The sequence below is a fragment of the Fumia xinanensis genome (assembly GCF_014384905.1).
GTDB classification, from domain to species: domain Bacteria; phylum Bacillota; class Clostridia; order Oscillospirales; family Ruminococcaceae; genus Fumia; species Fumia xinanensis.
Genome location: NZ_JACRSV010000001.1, coordinates 142379 through 163370, shown reverse-complemented (window position 1 = coordinate 163370; position 20992 = coordinate 142379). Strand labels below are relative to the sequence as shown.

The 20992-nt window shown below is 45.6% G+C and carries 21 protein-coding genes and 1 riboswitch; of the genes, 6 read left to right on the top strand and 15 right to left on the bottom strand.

Annotated features, from left to right (window positions below; all coding sequences use genetic code 11):
- Nucleotides 1-172: 172 nt before the first annotated feature.
- Genes H8710_RS00790 through H8710_RS00780 form a run of 3 tightly spaced genes read left to right on the top strand, consistent with a single transcriptional unit; the run spans nt 173 to nt 2404 of the window.
- Nucleotides 173-739, top strand: coding sequence for a hypothetical protein (locus tag H8710_RS00790; RefSeq protein ID WP_249293484.1), 567 nt, complete (start codon nt 173-175; stop codon nt 737-739).
- 25 nt (nt 740-764) lie between these two features.
- A complete protein-coding gene (locus H8710_RS00785) occupies nt 765-1520 on the top strand; it encodes a DUF8091 domain-containing protein (protein WP_249293483.1) in 756 nt (251 codons plus the stop codon).
- On the top strand, nt 1517-2404 hold the full coding sequence (locus tag H8710_RS00780) for a LysR family transcriptional regulator (protein ID WP_249293482.1): 888 nt from the start codon (nt 1517-1519) through the stop codon (nt 2402-2404). Before H8710_RS00785 ends, H8710_RS00780 begins: the two co-directional genes overlap by 4 nt.
- 232 nt (nt 2405-2636) lie before the next feature.
- Here H8710_RS00780 and H8710_RS00775 read toward each other — a convergent pair whose 3' ends face one another.
- From H8710_RS00775 to H8710_RS00760, 4 genes are all read right to left on the bottom strand, one after another.
- A complete protein-coding gene (locus tag H8710_RS00775; RefSeq protein ID WP_249293481.1) occupies nt 2637-3773 on the bottom strand; it encodes a DHHW family protein in 1137 nt (378 codons plus the stop codon).
- A gap of 18 nt (nt 3774-3791) precedes the next feature.
- The gene (locus tag H8710_RS00770) at nt 3792-5171 is read right to left on the bottom strand and encodes an MBOAT family O-acyltransferase (RefSeq protein WP_249293480.1); all 1380 of its coding nucleotides are present in this window, start codon (nt 5169-5171) and stop codon (nt 3792-3794) included.
- Nucleotides 5172-5745: 574 nt separating this feature from the next.
- Nucleotides 5746-6333, bottom strand: a complete 588-nt coding sequence (locus H8710_RS00765) for a DUF4358 domain-containing protein (protein WP_249293479.1) — start codon at nt 6331-6333, stop codon at nt 5746-5748.
- Between the two features lie 114 nt (nt 6334-6447).
- A complete protein-coding gene (locus H8710_RS00760) occupies nt 6448-7113 on the bottom strand; it encodes an HAD family hydrolase (RefSeq protein WP_249293478.1) in 666 nt (221 codons plus the stop codon).
- A gap of 202 nt (nt 7114-7315) precedes the next feature.
- Between H8710_RS00760 and H8710_RS00755 the strand changes: the two genes are divergently transcribed.
- Nucleotides 7316-8701 carry a sodium-dependent transporter gene (locus tag H8710_RS00755; RefSeq protein ID WP_249293477.1) on the top strand — a complete coding sequence of 462 codons (1386 nt, stop codon included), beginning with the start codon at nt 7316-7318 and terminating at the stop codon, nt 8699-8701.
- Between the two features lie 730 nt (nt 8702-9431).
- Here the strand turns inward: H8710_RS00755 and H8710_RS00750 are convergent.
- Nucleotides 9432-9611 carry a hypothetical protein gene (locus H8710_RS00750; protein ID WP_249293476.1) on the bottom strand — a complete coding sequence of 60 codons (180 nt, stop codon included), beginning with the start codon at nt 9609-9611 and terminating at the stop codon, nt 9432-9434.
- A 381-nt stretch (nt 9612-9992) separates the two neighbouring features.
- Between H8710_RS00750 and H8710_RS00745 the strand changes: the two genes are divergently transcribed.
- Both H8710_RS00745 and H8710_RS00740 read left to right on the top strand, forming a co-directional pair.
- Nucleotides 9993-10856: a pyridoxamine kinase gene (locus H8710_RS00745; protein WP_249293475.1), complete on the top strand. Its 864-nt coding sequence runs from the start codon at nt 9993-9995 to the stop codon at nt 10854-10856.
- A gap of 42 nt (nt 10857-10898) precedes the next feature.
- Complete coding sequence (locus H8710_RS00740; protein WP_249293474.1) at nt 10899-11480, top strand: ECF transporter S component; 582 nt, start codon at nt 10899-10901, stop codon at nt 11478-11480.
- 188 nt (nt 11481-11668) lie between these two features.
- Here H8710_RS00740 and H8710_RS00735 read toward each other — a convergent pair whose 3' ends face one another.
- The 10 genes from H8710_RS00735 to leuS form a co-directional block, all read right to left on the bottom strand.
- Nucleotides 11669-13477, bottom strand: a complete 1809-nt coding sequence (locus H8710_RS00735; protein ID WP_249293473.1) for a Na/Pi cotransporter family protein — start codon at nt 13475-13477, stop codon at nt 11669-11671.
- A gap of 397 nt (nt 13478-13874) precedes the next feature.
- Nucleotides 13875-14486: an ECF transporter S component gene (locus H8710_RS00730; protein WP_249293472.1), complete on the bottom strand. Its 612-nt coding sequence runs from the start codon at nt 14484-14486 to the stop codon at nt 13875-13877.
- A gap of 24 nt (nt 14487-14510) precedes the next feature.
- Nucleotides 14511-14639 (bottom strand): hypothetical protein, encoded by a 129-nt coding sequence (locus tag H8710_RS13300; RefSeq protein ID WP_283242740.1) that lies wholly within the window; start codon nt 14637-14639, stop codon nt 14511-14513.
- Nucleotides 14624-14743, bottom strand: a riboswitch (FMN riboswitch). It overlaps the preceding gene by 16 nt.
- A gap of 9 nt (nt 14744-14752) precedes the next feature.
- Nucleotides 14753-15175 (bottom strand): CD1247 N-terminal domain-containing protein, encoded by a 423-nt coding sequence (locus H8710_RS00725; RefSeq protein WP_249293471.1) that lies wholly within the window; start codon nt 15173-15175, stop codon nt 14753-14755.
- Nucleotides 15176-15244: 69 nt separating this feature from the next.
- Nucleotides 15245-15802: an elongation factor P gene (efp, locus tag H8710_RS00720; RefSeq protein WP_249293470.1), complete on the bottom strand. Its 558-nt coding sequence runs from the start codon at nt 15800-15802 to the stop codon at nt 15245-15247.
- Between the two features lie 251 nt (nt 15803-16053).
- Nucleotides 16054-16488, bottom strand: coding sequence for a type II 3-dehydroquinate dehydratase (gene aroQ / locus H8710_RS00715; protein WP_249293469.1), 435 nt, complete (start codon nt 16486-16488; stop codon nt 16054-16056).
- A 34-nt stretch (nt 16489-16522) separates the two neighbouring features.
- Nucleotides 16523-17380 (bottom strand): TIM barrel protein, encoded by an 858-nt coding sequence (locus H8710_RS00710; protein ID WP_249293468.1) that lies wholly within the window; start codon nt 17378-17380, stop codon nt 16523-16525.
- Between the two features lie 26 nt (nt 17381-17406).
- Nucleotides 17407-17910 carry a YqeG family HAD IIIA-type phosphatase gene (locus H8710_RS00705; protein ID WP_249293467.1) on the bottom strand — a complete coding sequence of 168 codons (504 nt, stop codon included), beginning with the start codon at nt 17908-17910 and terminating at the stop codon, nt 17407-17409.
- 253 nt (nt 17911-18163) lie between these two features.
- Nucleotides 18164-18340, bottom strand: coding sequence for a 30S ribosomal protein S21 (rpsU, locus tag H8710_RS00700; protein WP_249294676.1), 177 nt, complete (start codon nt 18338-18340; stop codon nt 18164-18166).
- Between the two features lie 225 nt (nt 18341-18565).
- Entirely contained in the window at nt 18566-20977 is a 2412-nt protein-coding gene (gene leuS, locus H8710_RS00695) for a leucine--tRNA ligase (RefSeq protein ID WP_249293466.1), read from the bottom strand.
- Between the last annotated feature and the right edge of the window lie 15 nt (nt 20978-20992).

Sequence of the window (20992 nt, the reverse complement as noted above, 5' to 3'; positions counted from 1 at the left end):
CACAATTCCTTCGTTTCTCCAATTGCCGATTATGGGAATACATGGTATAATAACCTCACAAGCAAACGGAACAATTGCCTTTTTGACTGTCAACAAAGCTTTTAAAATCTTCCTTCTGAAAAAACCTGTCCGGTCAAATCGTTACCTATATAAAAGAAAGGCGGGTTTGACCATGAAAAAAGCTATTTGTGTTTTTATTGGCGCTCTGTGTTGCGTCGGAATGACCGCATGTTCCATTATAGAGGATTTGTCATCTTCCCTCTCCGATACCCAAAGCTCTGTTTCACAGATCGAATCGGGGGAATCCTCTAAACAACAAAAAACTGCTGGGAACCAAACCAGCATTTTCCGCTCTATTACCGCAAAAAATGGAGATCCAATCACCGGAGCCTTTGATGTATCCCTTTCGGAAACCGACGCGATATTCTTGTATATTGAGGCGCAGGAAGAAATGAATGTGAGGATGAATTTTACTTATACCACCCACGATGAGCCGGGCGTCACACTGGGATATTGCATGGAAGACGGCGAAAGGACCACCTTTGATTTAAAAAGTGCGACCGATCCGGCTTATGAGGGCCTTTGGACCACAAAAGAAGTGACGCTTAAAAAAGGGATGAACGTGTTTTACTTATCCGGAGACGACGTGAGCTGTAAAATGCGATTTAAAATCAGCGGAATCGATCAAACCAAGGTGACCTATATCGGCGCTTTCCCCAGGGAAGAATTGGTGGCGTAACCATCACACACAGAGAGGGATTTGGATGAATGAAGAAACATTTAAACAAGCCTGCCGGCGGGTACGGGACGGCAATCAGCAGGCTCTGGGCATCGGAACACTAGGGGAAAAAACGCTCCACGCCGTACTGAAATACGGTTACGAACCTCAGGAGGAAAACCACGAGACGAAAATTGGAGGATACGTGGCGGACATCGTGGGGGAAAACGGAATCATCGAAATTCAGACCCAAGGCTTTGACAGGCTCCGCAAAAAACTTTCCGCATTTCTGGAGGTCTGCGATGTTACAGTGGTCTATCCAGTGGCGGCTGTCAAATGGCTCAGCTGGATCGATTCGGAAACTGGCGCTATCTCCCCCCGTCGGAAATCTCCCCGCAGGGGCAAGCTCCAGGACTCCTGCACTGAGTTTTATAAAATCCGTAACTTTTTGGGACATCCCCGCCTTCATCTGAAAATCGTCCTGCTGGAATTGGAGGAATACCGCTATCAAAACGGCTGGGGAAACGGCGGGAAACGAGGATCTGCCCGCTGCGATCGAATCCCCATTTCCTTTTTGGGTGAAATCTCTCTCGATCGGTTGGAGGATTATCGCATTCTCCTGCCGAGAGGCCTGCCAACACCCTTTACGACAGCGGATTTTCGCAAAGCTGCGGCCATCCCGCCCAAGGCCACCCAATGTACCGTCAATCTGTTGTATCGGCTGGGTATTATCCAACGCGTCGGCAAACAGGGACGCTGCTTTTTATACGAAATCACTGCCAAGAAGGAGGTAACACCATGACCCTGCGGCACTTAAAGATTTTTGTCGCCGTCTGCGACCATAAGACCATCACGAAGGCATCGGAGGCACTTTACATTGCCCAGCCATCGGTCAGTCTCGCTATCAGCGAACTGGAAGAATATTACGGCGTCCGCCTCTTTGACCGGATTTCCCGCAAACTCTACCTGACCAAAGCAGGGGAACAGGTTTTGGGATATGCCCGACATATTACCGCTCTCTTTGACGAAATGGAAAAAGGCGTTAAAAATGCCGAGGCCTCTGGTATTATTCGAGTAGGAGCCAGCGTCACCATCGGCACCTGCCTGCTGCCCTTCTACGCACAGAAATTTGAAAATACTTTTCCTCACCTTTCCCTGTCGGCAACGGTGGAAAACTCCGACATTCTTGAGAAAATGGTCTTGGGCAACGAATTGGATCTGGCCCTCATCGAAGGAATTCCCCACTCGGACCAGTTGATCGTCTCCCCATTTTTGGATGACGAGCTTTTGGTCATCTGCGCAAAAGACAACCCTCTGGGGCATAAAAAGGAGGTCTCCGCCGAAGAACTGATCCGAGAACCGTTGATCCTCCGGGAAATGGGAAGCGGGACAAGACAGCTTTTCGACAACGCCATGATGCTCCACAACTTGTCTGTAAAGCCCCACTGGGAGTGCATCAGCACCCAAGCTATTCTCAACGCAGTGATGATGAATATCGGCATCTCAGTACTTCCCTCTCGCCTGGTAGGCAGTGAGCTTAAGGCCGGCGACCTACAAAAAATACCAGTAAAAGATTTGCAGCTCAAGCGAAAATTCTCTATCATCTACCATAAAAACAAATACCTTTCCGCAGCGCTGCAGGCATTTATTGAGCTCTGCCGGGAACAAACCGATCCATTAGCATAACAAAGCGGCAGACGAACTTGCGTCTGCCGCTTTCTTTATTCATTTTATAATTTGCTTTCCTTTACCCGCATTTTTGCGGGTAATTCCATCGCAGATGGCTTCAAATGGCATTCGCCTTTTGAAAAAGCAAATTGTTAAAAAATAGCTGTAATCCGTGTTATGGATTGCATATGCCTGTTTTATCAGGCATTCTGCGGGCATTCCATGCCCGCAGCGATACTATTTTTTATCGCTAGTATTTCAGCCGGTACAAGTTGGTGTCCGACTCTAGGTTCATAAAATTGTACATAATGAGGATATCGTCGAATGGGGTGCTCTCCAAAAGCTCCGTCATTCCCTTGGGGAAGGAGCGCAGATCCACCACATACACTTCGTCATAATTGTAGGTGAGAAAAGGCGCAAAACAGTTGGAAAAAGAATCCTTTACGATTAAAATCCGAGAAGTTTCTCCATCCTGATGGTTTTGATTGTTTCCGCTTTTCAGCACCGTCACACCGTTGTTCCCATAAAGAAAAGCGGCGTATTTGTCCCGGTTTTTGAACTGTGAAGTATCTAAATATCCTTCCTTATCTACCCCGTCTATAGTCACGCTGTCCATAGGAATCTCATAATAGGCAAGGGTGTCGGGCTTTGCGGAGGTATTTTTGCTCTTATTGAAGTAGGTGCCGTAAAACCCTTCCACCTCTTTTCGGCTGAGCGTATCAACGCTTACCGGAGTGTGGCCTTTTTCTTTGCAATATTGTACGTAAGCCAGATATGCACCGTCTGTCGTCCAGTGGTGGTCGGTACGATAATAGATATAGTTTTCCTTGTTCTCCGTCAGCGTTGGATATAAGTCAACGGTCTCCATCAGCGTGCCCAAGCGGCTGTAGATGGCCTCTATTTCGCTTTTCTGGTTTACCTGTTTGAGTCCATAGGGCAGGTTTTCAGGATAAATTTCGTAGGCGCTTGGAATGACTGCAAGAGTCAGGCTGTCTTTTCCCTGGGCGAACTCTTCAAGAAACCCAAGATTCTTCTCGAGCTGAGCCGGGTCAAAAGATTGATATTTTGCAAACATCATATTCTGTCTGCCGTACACGATGCCGTTGTTCTCCACCTTGAGAAGACCGATCTCGGCCTTCGATTTTAAATCGATCCACTGGTTACGCAAAACGAACTGGTCATTGATGAAGCCTTCGTAGCCCTGGGTATAGCTATTGTCCATAAGGCCCTCCCAGCTAAAGGTTGGACGCTGCTTCAAATACCGGTTTTCAAATTCAGAAAAATTTTTGGGCGGCGTCAGCAAATCCCATACTGTAAACACCCCAATAAAAATCCCAAACAGTAAAACCAGCCAGAGGCAGGAACGGTTTTGTTCACGCTGTTTCATAAATTGGCTGCCTCCTTGTTAGAATCTGAAATATAAAAATGGGTTATAGGATGCGTCGACTAGATAGGCCACCGAAAAGATGAGAACCACAGCCAACAGCACTGTCTTGAGAATGGGATGATACTGTATTTTTTTCTCGTACAGCTTCTTCAAAAGCGGTGTCGAGAAGATGCAGCATAGTATCAGCGTTACGCCATAGTTTCTCAGGTAGTAGAGCCAGTCTACGCCCCCTGTGAAATCGAACATCTTCTGGAAGTAAAGCCCCAGCTGAGAAAAATCGGTAATGGCGAACAACGTCCAGCTGAGAAGCAGCAAAACAATGACGTAAATGTGGGAAATGCATTTGCTTTTCTCCAGGTATTTGAGCAAAACCGTTTTCTCAATGACCAACACCACAAAGAAAAATAGGCCCCACAACACGAAATTCCAGCTTGCCCCGTGCCAAAAGCCGGTACAGGCCCACACGACCAACAGGTTAAAATACATCCTCAGCGGCTTTACCCGGTTGCCGCCCAGAGGGATGTAGAGATATTCCCGGAACCAGGAACTGAGGGTCATATGCCAGCGGCGCCAAAACTCGGTGATACTGCGGGAAATATAGGGGTAGTTGAAGTTTTGCGGGAACTCAAAGCCCAGCATTTTGCCCAATCCGATAGCCATGAGGGAATACCCCGAAAAATCGAAATAAATCTGGAAGGAGAAAGCGATGATCCCCAGCCAAGCGAGTCCCGAAGAGATGCCGGCCACATTGAGGCCTTCCACTTCGGTCCAAAGGGCGCCGATATTGTTGGCGATGAGCACCTTGCTTCCAAGTCCCATTATAAACAGCCGGATGCCATCCTCAATTTGACAGAGGTTCATCCTCCGGTTCTTAAGCTCATTTGAAATATCGGAATATTTGACGATTGGTCCGGCGATCAGCTGAGGGAACAGCACAACGAACGCTCCGAAGTTTATGATGTTGGTCTCCGCTTCAACCTTGCCTCGATAGACGTCGATGGAATAACTCATGGTCTGGAAGGTATAAAAGCTGATGCCCAATGGCAGTGTCAGCGACATAGCTGGAATCGCCAAACCGAACAGCCCGTTTATATTATCGATAAAGAAATTTGTGTATTTAAAGAAGAACAGCATTCCCAAGTTGCCGGTCATGGAAAAAATCAGGAACATCCTCCTGAGTGCCTTATTGTCTTTAAACCGCCGCATACCTAGTCCACAAGAATAGTCCAGCACGATGGAAAAAAGCATGATGGGCAGGTATTTCGGTTCCCCCCAGGCATAAAAAATGAGGCTTAGGACCATCAAAGAGAAATTTTTCATTTTTTTAGGGGACAAGTAATAAATCAAAAAGGCAATCGGCATAAACCGGAACAAAAATAAAATACTGCTGAAAACCAAAATAATTCCCTCATTTATTTAAAAGTTAGTATAGCTCTGCAGAAATTTTGTCTCTCCACAAAAGCCTGTCAGGGAGTTAGAGGACGCATTCACCTGAACAGGCCTTATACTGGCAGAATTGAAGATACAAAAAACTATCACTTTTTTCAAGTGACAATAAACGATAAGTCCGCTCAGTTATTATGACACAACATTTGACAAAAATACAGGGATTTTTTGTAATTTTACAAAAATTATACATAAGTTTTTGCGGTTTGTTTGCGTTTTCCAAATTTGAGCCTTTTCATATCTTTGAAAGTTAAAGCAGTCTATTACCGTATAATAGACTGCTTTAATATGCATAAAGTTTGCAAATACAATCAATATATCGTAATTTCTAACAAAAACCAAAGCGCTAGTTTAAGTAAGAATAGCATAAATAAAAAATTTTATCTATTAAAATACATAATAAAAAAAGCGTACCCCCAACTGTACGCTTTTTTTATCTTCGTTTTCATTTTATTTTAAAAACGCACCTCCCATTCTTTCCCAGATTATCTGACCGCTGTGTACTCACAGCTTCTGTTGACAATTGTTATTTCGTTTCGCCAATTGTCTTGTTAAAGGTGTCTTCCGCGAGTTTTACGTCGCTGTCGAAGTCCAGAGCCGCATCCGGGTCGTCAGGCAGAACCCCAACCATGATCAGAGCAGCGTAGTTGCCGTTTGTTACTACCTTTGCAGCCGCTGTCCTTTCAATGTTCCCCATAACTCCATAGGATGCGAATTGTTCTGTTTGTGCTTCCTTGGCACTTTCGAGAGATGCGCGGACAGAATCAATTTTTCCGTCCTTGGCCTTTACGATGAGCAGCATATCACAGTTGGTCATCATACCGGCAATTTGGCCCTTGTAGTCCTCAACATCGTTGACATCGATTCCGAATTTATCCTTAAGGATGGTGTCATCCACATCTTGCGGCATGTTTGGAATCACCGCTCCCGCATCAGGATACTTTTCGGCAAAAACCGAATTGATCGCGTCAAAAATCTCTGAGGAGGTGGCACTGCTTACAGCTCCTCCACCTGAGGATTCATTGGACGACCCGGATTCGTTTGACGAGTTGTTGCAGGATACAAATGTGACAGCGCACAAAGCGGCCATCAACAGAGCTACTATTTTTTTCATCTTTCGATTGTTCCTTTCACCACAGCCACACCGGCCGCGTTCATACTATAAGTGTACCCGTTATTCGGATTTGTTGCGGCCATAAATGTAAACAATATATGAATAGAAGCAAATCTACTGCCAATTTTTGGTAAATATGATGTTTTGACAATCTTTTGGTGTGTCCGCCAGTGATTCCGCTCCCGTCTGCTCCAGCTCTTCCCGGCCTCGAAAGCCCCAGCAGGCACCAATAGAATGAATCCCCGCGTTCTGCGCCGTCAGGATATCCACATTGGAGTCTCCAACTAATACCGTTTCTTCTGGTCGAACATGGAGTCCCATTAATAAGGAATAAACGCCGTCGGGGGCGGGTTTTTTTGGTATCTCTGGCTTTTGGCCGGACACTGCATCAAAAGCCTGTTCCCCAAAAATCTCCTTGCAGATAAATTTTGCAAATGGTTCCGCTTTATTCGATAGAACTGCCAAGGAAATCCCCTTTTCCCGGCAAGTATGAAGCAACTCCGAAACCCCGGGATAAGGCTTTGTTGCATCCAGGCAATGAGCTCGATACCTTTCGTCAAACCGCCTCCGAAAAGATGCCATTTGCTCTTCAGTTCGCTCCTCTTCCGGGAGAATCCGTTCAATGAGCTTGGGAATTCCATTGCCTACAAAATGGCGGTAAGCGTTCTGAGGATGGGGAGGAAATCCGCCCTCCTCCAGCACCCAATTGCAACAGTCCGCCAAGTCCTTTAGCGAGTCTATAAGCGTTCCGTCCAAATCAAAAATACACAGCCGAACCATAAATCTATCCTCCTGGGCACGCAGGATCTCCTGCAAAGCAATTATCCTTACAGCATCATCGTGTCCTTCTCATTATAGGGGCAGAGAGAACGGTCTGTCAAGCGTGGCCAACAAATCTGCCTAATGTATGAATTTCATTGACAAATATAGGAGGAACCTGTAAAATAATTGAGAACGATTATCCGATGAAAGGGGTATTTTTTTGCAGAGAGAAAAATTTTCGTCCCGTTTGGGATTTCTGCTGATTTCCGCAGGATGCGCCGTTGGTCTGGGAAACGTATGGCGGTTTCCCTTTATTACCGGTCAATACGGCGGTGCCGCATTTGTACTCATTTATTTGTTTTTCTTGATTATTCTCGGTCTGCCAATCATGGTTATGGAATTTTCTGTAGGTCGAGCCAGCCAGAAGAGTGCTGCTCTCTCCTTTGACGTTTTAGAACCGAAAGGAAGTAAGTGGCATTTATACAAGTATTTCGCTATTCTTGGCAATTACCTGCTGATGATGTTTTACACCACTATCGGTGGCTGGATGCTTATTTACTTTTTAAAAACTGTTAAAGGTGATTTCGCGGGACAGACTCCCCAGCAGGTCGAGGCTGCTTTTGGAGCTTTGACCGCTAACCCATGGCTGATGCTGCTGTTTATGCTAATTGTTGTGACAATTGGATTTTTTGTTTGCTCCTTCGGCCTGCAAAAAGGCGTCGAAAAAGTCAGCAAGGTAATGATGTGCAGCTTATTCATCATTATGCTGGTGCTTGTTGTACGTGCAGTGACGCTGCCCGGCGCCGCGGAGGGATTAAAATTCTATTTGCTCCCCGACTTTAACAAGATCGTAGAAAACGGCATTGGAAACACCATTTTCGCCGCCATGGGTCAGGCATTTTTTACATTGAGTCTGGGTATCGGTGCCATTGCCATTTTTGGAAGCTATATCGGTAAAGATCAGGCCTTAACCGGCGAATCCATAAATGTCACCCTATTGGATACCCTAGTCGCCATCATCGCGGGCCTGATTATCTTCCCCTCCTGTTTCGCCTTCAATGTGAAGCCGGATAGCGGACCCAATCTGATTTTCATCACCCTGCCCAATATCTTTAACGCTATGCCCGGTGGGCGTATCTGGGGTTCTCTATTTTTTATCTTTATGGCCTTTGCTGCCCTGACTACAATTATTGCAGTTTTTGAAAACATCATTGCTATGTCTACAGAACTTACCGGCTGCAGCCGTAAAAAAGCGGTACTGATAAATGGAATTCTCATTGCACTGCTTTCCATTCCCTGTGTACTGGGCTTTAACGCTTGGAGCGGTTTCCATCCTTTGGGAGCGGGCAGCAATATTATGGATTTGGAGGACTTCATTGTCAGTAATAACCTGCTGCCGTTGGGTTCCCTTGTCTACCTGCTGTTTTGTGTCTCTAAATACGGCTGGGGCTGGAAAAACTTTACCACCGAAGCCAATACCGGTAAGGGTGTCCGCTTCCCGAAGTGGATTCGGGTTTATGTCACCTATATTCTTCCCCTTATCGTTTTGGTCATCTTTGTACAGGGATACCTAGCCAAATTCTTCCCCAGCCTTTTTCACTCATAATATAACAGCTAAAAAGGCTCCGCCTTTTGTCTCCTATTAAAAAATAGGCCATATTATATGTGAAGTTTTATTTTTCTTTTCAGCATTTTTTCAAAAGCAACTTTTTTTCACAATATAAAATATATGATCTTTCCAGTTATACGAAACAGGGCTTGGGAGTTACCCAAGCCCTGTTGTATTATTTTATACACATGAAAAGATATAAAATATACAAATTGTGATAATAAATCACAATTTACATTTTGGAATACTACTTTAAGTATATAATCGACAAATTATCATTATATTAACTGGAAATCCCCATATTTCCGTATAAAGATATAGGATTATACAAATAGTATGTCCATAAACGCGTGCAAAAGGAGCACTCTGAGAATAATAAATTTTCTTCTCAGAACAAAAGCCCTTCTCTGGATCCTTATCCACCGATACTCGCCCACCGTTTCTAACCCCCAACAGAAAGAGCCGACAGTCAAATATCCGCTTCCAAAATCACCACATTAGTGCTCTTGCCCAAAAGGAAAACTTGATTTAAGTAGCGCTTATATAAAAACACTTTTCAGCATTTTTATATGAGTGCCCCTTAACTTGCGTATATTCATAATATACCACGGACAAACCATTTTGTAAAGAAAAAATTGTAAAATTGACCAATAAAATATAAACACTGTATATAAAAGGGTGGGTTAATAGGAAAATAAAAAAGGCTGGGATACGCCCAGCCTTTTTCCTACATCATGTAAGAAATATTTTCGAAAACATTCCCCACTGTTTTCATCGCTTTGGCAGCCTTTTTTTTCATCTGCTTGCCTTTAGTTTTGCTGGTGTGTCCTGCTACATAGGCCGCAGTACCCACTAACATACCGGCTGCGATTCCTTTGACCACATTGCTCATGCCTCTTGTCATCATTACACCTCCCAGATTTTCAAACGGTAGCTGCAAATAGGCGCCTAGTTCTATTTGCATTCCGTTATTATATTGTCCCCGGAAATCTTTCTTATAGTAAAGGCGATAATTGGAAGACATTTTTCTACCTAATATATAATGTTATCATAAATATTTTTTGATTTTTTATGCAATTTATCAATTGGTTTCTTAACCAATTTTGTAATGCGGTTTTTTGCCGGTGAAATTTGCCAACAGCGGTAATTTGCAGTATAATACTCTTGTTAATTTTGTGGGATTCTATGGCAAACGAATAGTGAAATGAGCGATTTGCTTCTGTCTCCTTTCTCATTTAAAATAGATTACAGATGCTGAGGTTTCTGTAATTCACGGAGGATATTCATTATGTTAAAAAGGCCGCCTCGCGTCATTGCAATTCAAGATTTGTCCGGTTTTGGCAGATGCTCCCTTTCGGTAATTCTGCCTACCCTCTCTGCCATGAAGGTTCAGGTCTGTCCCGTCGTTACGGCGGTGCTCTCCACTCACACCGGAGGGTTGGGAGAAGTGGTCTTCCGAGACCTCACCGATTACCTGTCCCCCGCCCTGGAACATTACAAAAAGCTGGAACTCAGCTTTGAATGCGTCTACAGCGGATTTTTAGGGTCGCTGGACCAAATCGATCATTGTCTGCAGTATTTTGCTGCATATCCCGACGCTTTTGCGGTAGTGGATCCAGTTATGGGAGACAATGGCAAAGCATACCGAACCTACACCCCAGATATGTGCCGACGGATGAATGAGCTAGTGGCAGTAGCGGATATGATTACGCCCAATCTCACGGAAGCTTCCATTCTGCTGGGGGTTCCCTATCCCAATGCACCCATGCGTCAAGCCGAGGCCAAAAGCCTGGTAGCCCGCCTTAGTGAGCTCGGTCCCCGATACGTCACCGTCACCGGTGTCGAGCTTGCGGACGGGAAGATCGCAAATATTGGGTACGACAGGGAGCGGGGGCAGTACTGGCGTGTAGACTGCAATTACGTACCGGCTTCCTATCCGGGCACAGGCGATATCTTCACCAGCGTAATGGTGGGAGCGATGCTAGGCGGCGACAGTCTTCCTATGGCTATGGAGCGGGCGACGCGGTTTTTAGAAATCGCCATTCGCACTACCTTTAGCTACGGTAGTGATACCCGTTATGGCGTTATGTTGGAATCCTGTTTATCCTGGCTCACGCAGGATCAAATGCTGGATCGTTACCGCCTTCTATGATTTACAGATGCCTTCAGCCTATTGGAGAAAGGCGTGAAGGTTTTGGAGCAAAATGTAAAACAAAAAAGAAAAATTACCGTGTACGACATTGTGGTCGTGGGATTGATGGCGGCAGTATGTTATGTTGCCACCAATTTTCGAATTGAAATTCCTACACCGGTAGGCAAAATGATGGTCCATATGGGGAATATTTTCTGCTTGCTTTCAGGCCTGCTGTTTGGAGGCCTGCGCGGAGGACTTTCGGCTGGACTCGGCTCTTGTATCTTTGACCTGTTGACCGGTTGGGCTACTAGTGCACCGTCCACCCTCATTAACAAGTTTGTCATGGGATTGTTGGCTGGCTGGATTCCCCGCTTGAAGGGAAAGGACGGAAAAAGTATTCCCTTTAATATTCTGGGGGCGGCCTGCGGCATATACGGCTACACCGTCTTGTATCTAAGCTATTCATTTGTCAAAGATATCGTTTTAGGGAGTGCTGTTGAAACCGCTTGGGCCGATATTGTCTTTAAAGCGCCAATTTCTTTGGCAAACGGCACTTTGGGGCTGGTCATTTCAGTAATCCTGGCGGCTTTGCTCCGTCCGGCACTGGAGAAAGCCGGGCTTTACAAAAAGTTCGCCCGTTAATCTAGCGAAAACCAAAATAGGAGATTTTTCCATAATTTCGCAATCATTTTTATAGACATATTAAAAGCAGTTGTCGGAACACAACCGGCAAAAATTTCTTCGACAAAATTCATTTGAACCATGTATTAAGAAATGCTAGCACTCTAAAATAAATAAAGTCCCATAGGATTTTTCCTATGGGACTTTATTTATTTGTTATCTTTTCCTGCAATCTCCAGCATGTACTTATCCATGTACTGCTGCATCAGCTGGTTGTAATCTCCAGTCGCGCCCTGATGCATCTTTTTGATGTATTCGTGGCGATTTAAGGACTCCTTATCTCTCTGATGTCCGATAAGATACACGCCAATATTGGAGCAGTGGTCGGAAATACGCTCCAAATTGGTGAGAACTTCCAGAAAAACCAGTCCTGCGTCAATGGTGCACTGCCCGTTTTTCAGGCGTTTGATATGTTTTAGCTTCAAGGTGTCTTCTAGCGTGTCAATGGTTTCCTCTAACGGTTCGATATGCACGGCTATGGAAATATCTTTTGTCCGATAAGCCTCCAAAGCCATCCCGACAATCTCCTCCACCGCATCACAGATAGTATGAAACTCCCTCATAGCCTTTTCGCTGAATTTTACCTGCTTGTCGTAGAGGACTTCTGCTCGCTCCATCAAATTAATAGCATAGTCGCCGATACGTTCAAATTCGGAAACAAGGCGTAGCAAAAGGGTAACATCTTTACTCTCGTCTTCGGTAATTTCCTCTTCGTTAATCCGCAGCAGATAGTTGTTGATATTGTCTTCCATCTTGTCGATGGAGTCCTCTATCTCGTTAATACGTTCCACTGTTTTCAAGTCATATTTATCAAAGAGTGTCACCACTTCGCGGAAGTTCTTTAAAGCATAACTGCCCATTTTGTCCAGCACATTTTCACTCTGCCCGATTGCCAACGCGGGGGAAACCAAAAAGCGCTCGTCCAAAGGTTCCAGAGCGTTCTCTTCTTCTTCCGCGCCAATCTTGGATTTGCTCTGACGCACCGTCCATTCGGCCAGCCGGGCCAATCCGCCTGCGAAAGGAATAAACAGCAAAGTCACAACGATATTAAAAATTGTGTGAATATTGGCGATGCCACCCTTATCAATATTGGTATACCAGAACGGGAAGCCCACAAAATGTTGAATCAGGTAAACACCCGCCAAAAATACAACGGTACCGATAATATTGAAATAAAGGTGTACCATAGCCGCCCGCTTTGCATTTTTATTGGCGCCGATACTGGCCAGAATCGGTGTAATACAGGTACCAATATTCTGACCCATAATAATGGGAAAAGCGGAAGAATAAGTGATGGCGCCTGTAGAGGAAAGAGCCTGCAAAATACCCACCGAAGCGGAGGAGCTTTGGATAATCGCAGTGACGACCGCACCAACAAGAACGCCCAAAAGCGGAAAATCCTGAATCTGTATAAATATCGATTTGAGCATTTCCGATTCCTGGAGTGGCCGTACCGCAGCCTCCATAGAAAACATCCCCTGAAAAAGGATGCCAAATCCAATTAAAATTTCGCCCACCACTTTCCGTTTGGGACGTTTGGAAATCATAAAAATTAGAATACCGATGATGGCAACCAAGGGAGCCAGCGTCGTTGGTTTAAAAAACTGCATCAATGTGCCAGCGCTGGCGCTGTTTTCCAAATCTCCCAAGCGGAGAATCTGCCCAGTAACAGTAGTACCGATATTGGCGCCCATAATCACGCCCACTGCTGAACGCAGTTTCAAGATTCCCGCATTTACCATTCCTACGACGATAACTGTCGTCGCTGAGGAACTTTGAATAGCCGCTGTTACCAAGGCGCCCAAAAGCACGCCAGTAAACACGTTATTGGTCAGTTTCTCCAGGGTTTTTTCCATACGGCCGCTGGATACCTTCTCAAGGCCAGTCCCCAAAATGTTCATACCGAACAGGAACAGCGCCAGGCCCCCGCCCAGGCTGATGATGTTGAATATGTCCATCAGTTTCCTCCGTTATTTTCATTTTCTATTTTAATTTTCCCACTAAATATATCACATCCGCTGTAGTTGTGCTCCAACAGAATCGGATAATGATAAAGAACAAACGCAATGTCATAAATTCAGTGGACGAAATTCACGATAGCGATTTAGCCGCAATAAGGGTAAGACTTTTTGAAATTTAAGATAAAATGCTCATATTTTTCAAGAAGCAGAACAAAAGCGCTTTCAGATATTTTCTCCGTTTGCCTGTGAAGTTATTATACCATACCCCCTATTGCTTTGCAAAAGATTATGGCAAATTTTACACAGACTTTACACACAAAACAGCGGAATACTGCTTTATCTTTAAAGAATTGACTGAAAAAAACAGCGGCTCTTAATAAACCGCTGTTTTTAACTATTTATGTAGGATTCCGGAGACTTTCTTATAAAGCAACACAGTAAATATGGAATCCAGTACACATTTTAACAGATTAAATGGAACAACCATAAATAACACAAACGTCCCCAGATTGTCTATAGCCGGGTTGATAGCCGTCCCCATTTCGACAATTTGATCCAGCGGCATTCCAAAGGCCGTAGCGTATACTGGTAGCAGTACGAAGGCATTTAATAGACTTCCGAAAATGGTCATGCACACCGTGCCGATTACCATACCCATAAGAGCGCCCTTCATGGTTTTATGCCCACGGTAGATAAGTGCCGCGGGGACGATATAGGCGCATCCAATGAAAAAATTAGCAAAATCGCCAACTCCTGCTGTTGTCGTGCCCTTTAAAATGAGATGCAGCACAATTTTGATAAACTCGATGGCGACACCTGGAATTGGTCCCAGAGCAAAAGCCCCTATCAGGACTGACACCTCACTAAAATCCATTTTGTAAAATTCTGGCGTGAACCATAGGGGAACTTCCAGATACATAAGGATAAAGGAGATAGCTCCCAAAAGTCCTACCTTTGCCATTATTTTTACGTTAAAAATCCTTTTTAACCCCGCATTTTCCTGCATGCCGTTTCTTCCTTTCTGATGCTTTTAAGGGGTGCTGGAATTTTTCATCTCCAGCTTGCAAAAGAAAAACGCCCACAGATATTCTGTGGGCGTATCACGCATCTGAGTGGAACTTCCGGCAGACGGAAATCCTTTGAGATGTGTTTCTTTCATCCGGACTATACCGTCGGTTTTGGAATTTCACCAAATCGGCACGCAGAGCGTGTTCGCGGACTGTCACCGCCGGTGGAGAATTTCACTCCGCCCCGAAACAACGTAACATAAAATTATTCTTCGCAGCCGCAATGATCGTCACAGCAATCATCGCATCCGCACTCGCCAAGGTCCAGATCGAACTCCAGCGCTTCCCCGCAGTTAGGACAAGTCATTTCGCCCTCATCAAGCATTTCCTCGTCGACACAGAGAACTTCGCCGCAAGTGGGACAGGTCACTTCGTACATTTCTTCCTCAAAGTCGTCCTCGTCTTCGTCGCCGAAAACAGCTTCCTCGACTTCGCCCAAATCCTCGTCCAAAACGTCGATGAGTTCGCACATTTCGTTGGTCTCTTCCTCCAAATCGGTAACGGAAGCAGCCAAATCGTCAATTACATCGATCATCGCAGTGATGAGACGGGTTTCTTTTTTATCGGAATCCAAATCCATGCCGTTGAGCATGCCTTTCAAATATGCAACCTTTTCCAATAATTCCATCTTACAGACCTCCTTATATTATATAGTATGACTCAGCTAACCATGCATTAATCAGCTGGGCTTTAAAAATTATGCACGGGACATATATTCACCCGTGCGGGTGTCCACGTTGATCATCTCTCCCTCATCAATAAACAGGGGCACCTTGATCTCAGCCCCGGTTTCCAGAGTAGCGGGCTTGGTGGCATTCGTCGCGGTATTGCCTTTTAAGCCCGGATCGGTCTTGGTGATCTGGAGGGTGACGAAGTTGGGAGCTTCTACACCGAACACCTTGCCTTTATAAGATAAAACCTTAACCGTCATGTTTTCTTTGACAAACTTAAAACTGTCGTCGAGATTTTTGGCATCGATAGCTTCCTGTTCATAGGTTTCGGTATCCATAAAGTAGTACAGATGCTCGTCATTGTACAGGTACTCCATCTCTCTGCGCTCGACAAAAGCGGGAGGGAATTTTTCCGTAGGGTTAAAGGTTCTTTCCGTCACTGCACCCGTAACAACGTTTCTGATCTTGGTGCGGACAAAAGCTGCTCCTTTACCGGGTTTTACATGCTGGAACTCGACAATCTGCATGACTTCCCCGTCCATATCAAAGGTCAAGCCGTTTTTAAAATCACCTGCTGATATCATTGATAAACCTCCATTTTGTTTGAATCTCTATGGGTTAGCAATCCCCGCAGAGGCAGGGCGCACCTATAAACAAAGAAAAGGGTTTCGAGCCGCAAGGACAGAAACCTCTGCATTTAACAGTTTACCGTAATTCCGGCGTTTTTGCAATAGAAAAATCAAAAAAAGTCCCTCAAATCCGTTGTTTTGAGAAAAATTACCGATTTTTTTACAAATTCCGCCCTCAATTGAGGTAATGAGCTGGAAAATTGAGGCTAGATCAGCTTATTAAGTCCCTCGATGGCCAACAGATAGCTATATTTTCCAAAGCCGCTGATCTGGGCGGCACAGACCGGGGCAATTACCGAAATCTTTCGAAACTCCTCGCGGTTGTGGACATTGGACATATGCACCTCTATGCAAGGCTTTTTCACGCTGGCAATAGCGTCCCGAATAGCGTAACTGTAGTGGGTATAAGCCCCCATGTTGGCGACAATACCGTCGTAATGCTGACGCTCTTTCTGAATTTTATCGATAATTTCCCCTTCAATGTTCGACTGGTAAATCTCACAGGAAAGCCCCAGACTTTCGGCAAAAGCCTGGATTTCCCTGTTGATGGAATCAAAGGATTCGCTTCCATAAACGCCTACTTCCCGTTCGCCGAGCAAATTTAGATTGGGCCCGTGGATAACTAAAATATGCTTTTTCATAGATGTCCTTTCCCAAGGGGCTGTCCCTTGTCCGTCATTTCAAGATGTTTTCGTAGTATTCCATCATGGTTTTGGCGTCCTCCGCTTGTGTTCCCGCTGACTCGGAAATAAATCGCGGAGTTAGTCCTTTTTCGGCCACCAAATCCATCAGCGGTTCAAAAGGAGGCCCGTAAACAGTATCTGCAAAGGTAAGATGGCATTTCTCCCCACCTTTTTCAGTGTATTCAATCCGGGAAAAATGGGAATGGAATACCTGGAGCCGGCTGCGGCCCAAACGGTTTTCAACCGCGTCGAGAATTTGCCGGTACTGTTCTTTGCCCTGGATTCCCCCGAAGGTACGGGCATAAAGATGCCCAAAATCGATACAGGGAATAAGTCGTTCGTCCAGCTCACAGAGGGAAAGCACCTCGTCAAGGTTTCCCAGCTGATTCACCTTCCCCATAGTCTCAGGGCAGACGGTGATGTGGCCGAGTCCAAGCTCATCTAATGTGCTGAGAGCCTTCTGTAAAGTGTCTTTTGCAAGTGTGAGCGCCTCTTCCCGGCTGAGTTTCCCACAGGAACCGGAATGGACAACAATACGGTCAGCTCCCATCAGTTCCGCGGCTTTGGCACTGTCCACAATGTAACGGACGCTGTTTTGACGCTTCTCCTCTTCCAGGGACGAAAGAGAAATATAATAGGGCGCGTGAAGGCTTAAAACGATATCTTTTTCCTGGGCGTCTGCCCCCAGCTGTTTCGCAGCGGCCTCATTGACCCGTACGCCTCTGCCACATTGATATTCAAAAGCATTGAGTCCAAACTGTTGCAAATAGGCAGGAATATCTGTAGTCTTTTTAAAGCCTAAAACGTCAAAACTGTCGGATTTGCCAGCTGTACCAAATCGAATCTTCATAGAATTCTCCCGCTCATCATTTTCTTTTAGGGTTTCCCGGAAAGGCGGCGATATTTGCGCAAGACTGGTTTTTCCAGCTTCCGCTTTAAACGGAAAAACCAACCCTGCTCCAATTCGTAGGGCTCTACTAAAACTGTACAGACACCCTTCAGATTTCCTCCCATGATATCAGTGAAAATTTGATCGCCGATTAAAGCCACCTGTTGAGGCGGTAGACTGTATTTTTTGCAGGCCCGGGTTACGCCAAAAGTTAGAGGCTTACAAGCCCGAGAAACATAGTCGAGACCTAGCTTTTTGGCAAAAGGGGCAACTCTTTTCCGACTATTGTTAGAAAGAATTGCCACCTCAAACCCGCAGTTTTTCAGTTGTTTGAGCCATTGGAGCACGCCCTCTGCCGGAACTGGATTGTTGTGGGAAGTGAGGGTGTTGTCCACGTCGAGAATAACAGCTTTGATATCATGCTCCACAAAAAAGGAAAGCGGAATATCGGTGATGTGTTTGAATATCTCCGTTGGCTGAAATACCGCCATAAAAATCTCCATCCCTTTTAATATGTTGCAGTTCGCAGCGTTTTACTGCAAATTCACCCATTTCATTGGGCGAAAGAAATAAATTTCGGTGTAAAATTTTTAGTACAAATACGAAGGACCTTTATCTAGACCATAAAAAACTAGTCAAACATCTAAGTTCATCCAAGAACAACCGCTATTGTTTGCACTTTCCTAATAAAAAATCCATACAAACGAAAAAGCGAGCATCACGCCCGCTTTTAAATTACGTAAATTATTTATACTTACGTTTTCTTGCCGCTTCTGATTTCTTTTTCCGCTTAACAGAAGGTTTCTCGTAATGCTCTCTTTTGCGGACTTCCGCGAGAACACCAGATTTCGCGCAAGATCTTTTAAATCTCTTGAGAGCGTTGTCCAGAGATTCATTATCTTTTACTCTGATTTCAGACATCATATTCCCTCCCTTTGCCTCAGAGGCAGAGGTCTAAAAGCCGGTTCCGCCACTGTGATTTGCTTTGCAAAGAGAACCTCTTCCCGCTTTCATACGGGCCCTTTTCAAGGCGAATCCACTTGCAAAACCAACATTTGTACTATATATTATACAGCAAACTCTTGTGCAATGTCAATAGGAAATACCGATTTCTCTCCCACAAAATTAATTTGCCGCTAAGGCCCATTATTTTGCAACAATGTTGACCAATTTGCCTTTGACATAAATCTCTTTGACGATGGTTTTTCCATTGAGTTCACTGCTGACTTTTTCATCGGCCTTAGCCAGCGCAATGGCATCCTCAGAAGAAATTTCTGCGGCCACGTTGATTTTTGCTTTGATCTTGCCATTAATCTGTACTGCGATCTCTACTGTGGACTCCCTGCATTTTGCCTCATCGTAAGTCACCCATTTCTGGGAGGTAATAGGGCCATTAAAGCCCATGAGCTCAAAGATTTCCTCCGTAATATGAGGAGCAAAGGGGTTTAAGAGGATCAGCAGGTCACGGTATTCCGCCCGATTGATAGAACCGGTCTTGTCAATGGCGTTTAAGAGCGACATCATGGCGGCGATAGCTGTGTTATATTTCAAGGTTTCAATATCCTCGGAAACCTTTTTGATGGTCTGATGGAAAATGGTTTCAACCTCTTTGCGGTAGCTGTCTCCGACGATGACATTTTCCTGCAGCGACCAGATACGGTCAAGAAAACGCTTACAGCCCTTGATACTCTTGTTGCTCCAGGGTGCGGTTTTTTCAAAGTCGCCGATAAACATCTCGTAAAGCCGCATGGTGTCGGCGCCGTACTCAGCGATGACTTCATCTGGATTAACGACATTGCCTCTGGATTTACTCATCTTCTGGCCGTCCTCACCGAGAACCATACCATGGCTGGTACGTTTTTGATAGGGCTCCTTACAGGAGACCACGCCGATGTCATAGAGGAATTTATGCCAGAACCGGGAATAGAGAAGGTGCAGGGTGGTGTGTTCCATACCTCCATTGTACCAGTCTACCGGCATCCAGTAGTCGAGAGCTTCCTTAGAAGCGAGAAAATCGTCGTTGTGCGGATCACAGTAGCGGAGGAAGTACCAGGACGAACCAGCCCACTGGGGCATGGTGTCGGTTTCCCGCTTGGCGGGCTTGCCGCACTTGGGACAGGTGGTGTTGACCCAATCGGTGATTTTTGCCAAAGGAGATTGGCCGTCGTCGGTGGGTTCATAGCTCTCCACTTCGGGGAGTTTTAAAGGAAGTTCGCTCACCGGAATTGGCACGTAACCGCAGTCGTCACAGTGAACGATAGGAATGGGTTCGCCCCAGTAGCGCTGACGGGCAAAGACCCAGTCACGAAGCTTGTAATTCACCTTGGGAACGCCCTTGCCGTTTGCCTGGAGCCATTCCTTGATTTTTTCTTTGGCTTCCTCGACGGACAGGCCATTGAGGAAATCGGAGTTCACCATAATGCCGGTCTCGCAGTCGGTAAAGGCTTCTTTTGTGACGTCACCGCCCTGCACCACCTCGATGATGGGCAGATCGAAAGCCTTGGCGAACTCGTAGTCACGGGTATCGTGGGCAGGCACCGCCATGATAGCGCCGGTTCCGTAGCTCACGAGAACGTAATCGGAGATAAAGATGGGAATTTCTTTGCCGTTGACCGGATTGATCCCCATAACGCCCTGAAGCTTCACGCCGGTCTTTTCCTTGTTGAGTTCGGTGCGCTCAAAGTCGGATTTCCGGGAGGCTTCCTGCTGATAAGCGCGCACTTCGTCCAAATTTGTGAGCTTGTCGGCCCATTTTTCGATAAAAGGATGCTCAGGGGCCAAAACCATATAAGTAGCGCCGAACAGGGTGTCCGGACGAGTGGTATACACTTTGAGACTATCGCCCGCGGTGGTGCCAAAGTCTACTTCCGCGCCGGTGGAACGGCCAATCCAGTTTACTTGGGTAGCCTTGATGCGGTCAAAATAATCCACATCCTGCAAATCGTCTAAAAGCCGCTGGGCGTACTCGGTAATTTTCAGCATCCACTGGCTTTTTACCTTGTGAATCACTTCGCCGCCGCAGCGTTCACAAACGCCGCCAACCACTTCTTCGTTGGCCAATACGACTTTGCAGGAAGTGCACCAGTTGACGTTCATCTCACTCTTGTAGGCAAGTCCCGCTTCAAACAGCTTGATGAAAATCCACTGGGTCCATTTATAGTAATTGGGGTCGGTGGTGTTAATCTCCCGATTCCAGTCGAAGGAAAGTCCCAAGGATTTTAACTGTCCCTTGAACCGCTCTACGTTTTGTTTGGTGACAATTTCCGGATGGATTTTATTTTTGATAGCATAGTTTTCAGTGGGCAGGCCAAACGCGTCCCATCCCATGGTATAGAGGACGTTATAACCTTCCAGACGACGCTTTCTCGCCACGATATCAAGGGCGGTGTAAGGGCGGGGGTGTCCCACATGAAGGCCCTGTCCCGAGGGATAGGGGAACTCCACCAGCGGATAGTATTTGGGCTTTGTATAGTCGTTTTCCGCCTTAAAAGTCTTGTTGTCGTCCCAGTATTTCTGCCATTTATGCTCAATGGCTTTGAAATCATATCTGCTTTTCATTACTCAGTAACCCCT

What these genes read in the sequence shown, in the direction of transcription:
- H8710_RS00790 (WP_249293484.1), top strand. Translation starts at nt 173, where the DNA reads ATGAAAAAAGCTATTTGTGTTTTTATTGGCGCTCTGTGTTGCGTCGGA.
- H8710_RS00785 (WP_249293483.1), top strand. Translation starts at nt 765, where the DNA reads ATGAATGAAGAAACATTTAAACAAGCCTGCCGGCGGGTACGGGACGGC.
- H8710_RS00780 (WP_249293482.1), top strand. Translation starts at nt 1,517, where the DNA reads ATGACCCTGCGGCACTTAAAGATTTTTGTCGCCGTCTGCGACCATAAG.
- H8710_RS00775 (WP_249293481.1), bottom strand. Translation starts at nt 3,773, where the DNA reads ATGAAACAGCGTGAACAAAACCGTTCCTGCCTCTGGCTGGTTTTACTG.
- H8710_RS00765 (WP_249293479.1), bottom strand. Translation starts at nt 6,333, where the DNA reads ATGAAAAAAATAGTAGCTCTGTTGATGGCCGCTTTGTGCGCTGTCACA.
- H8710_RS00760 (WP_249293478.1), bottom strand. Translation starts at nt 7,113, where the DNA reads ATGGTTCGGCTGTGTATTTTTGATTTGGACGGAACGCTTATAGACTCG.
- H8710_RS00750 (WP_249293476.1), bottom strand. Translation starts at nt 9,611, where the DNA reads ATGATGACAAGAGGCATGAGCAATGTGGTCAAAGGAATCGCAGCCGGT.
- H8710_RS00745 (WP_249293475.1), top strand. Translation starts at nt 9,993, where the DNA reads ATGTTAAAAAGGCCGCCTCGCGTCATTGCAATTCAAGATTTGTCCGGT.
- H8710_RS00735 (WP_249293473.1), bottom strand. Translation starts at nt 13,477, where the DNA reads ATGGACATATTCAACATCATCAGCCTGGGCGGGGGCCTGGCGCTGTTC.
- H8710_RS00730 (WP_249293472.1), bottom strand. Translation starts at nt 14,486, where the DNA reads ATGCAGGAAAATGCGGGGTTAAAAAGGATTTTTAACGTAAAAATAATG.
- H8710_RS13300 (WP_283242740.1), bottom strand. Translation starts at nt 14,639, where the DNA reads ATGAAAGAAACACATCTCAAAGGATTTCCGTCTGCCGGAAGTTCCACT.
- H8710_RS00725 (WP_249293471.1), bottom strand. Translation starts at nt 15,175, where the DNA reads ATGGAATTATTGGAAAAGGTTGCATATTTGAAAGGCATGCTCAACGGC.
- efp (WP_249293470.1), bottom strand. Translation starts at nt 15,802, where the DNA reads ATGATATCAGCAGGTGATTTTAAAAACGGCTTGACCTTTGATATGGAC.
- aroQ (WP_249293469.1), bottom strand. Translation starts at nt 16,488, where the DNA reads ATGAAAAAGCATATTTTAGTTATCCACGGGCCCAATCTAAATTTGCTC.
- H8710_RS00710 (WP_249293468.1), bottom strand. Translation starts at nt 17,380, where the DNA reads ATGAAGATTCGATTTGGTACAGCTGGCAAATCCGACAGTTTTGACGTT.
- H8710_RS00705 (WP_249293467.1), bottom strand. Translation starts at nt 17,910, where the DNA reads ATGGCGGTATTTCAGCCAACGGAGATATTCAAACACATCACCGATATT.
- rpsU (WP_249294676.1), bottom strand. Translation starts at nt 18,340, where the DNA reads ATGTCTGAAATCAGAGTAAAAGATAATGAATCTCTGGACAACGCTCTC.
- leuS (WP_249293466.1), bottom strand. Translation starts at nt 20,977, where the DNA reads ATGAAAAGCAGATATGATTTCAAAGCCATTGAGCATAAATGGCAGAAA.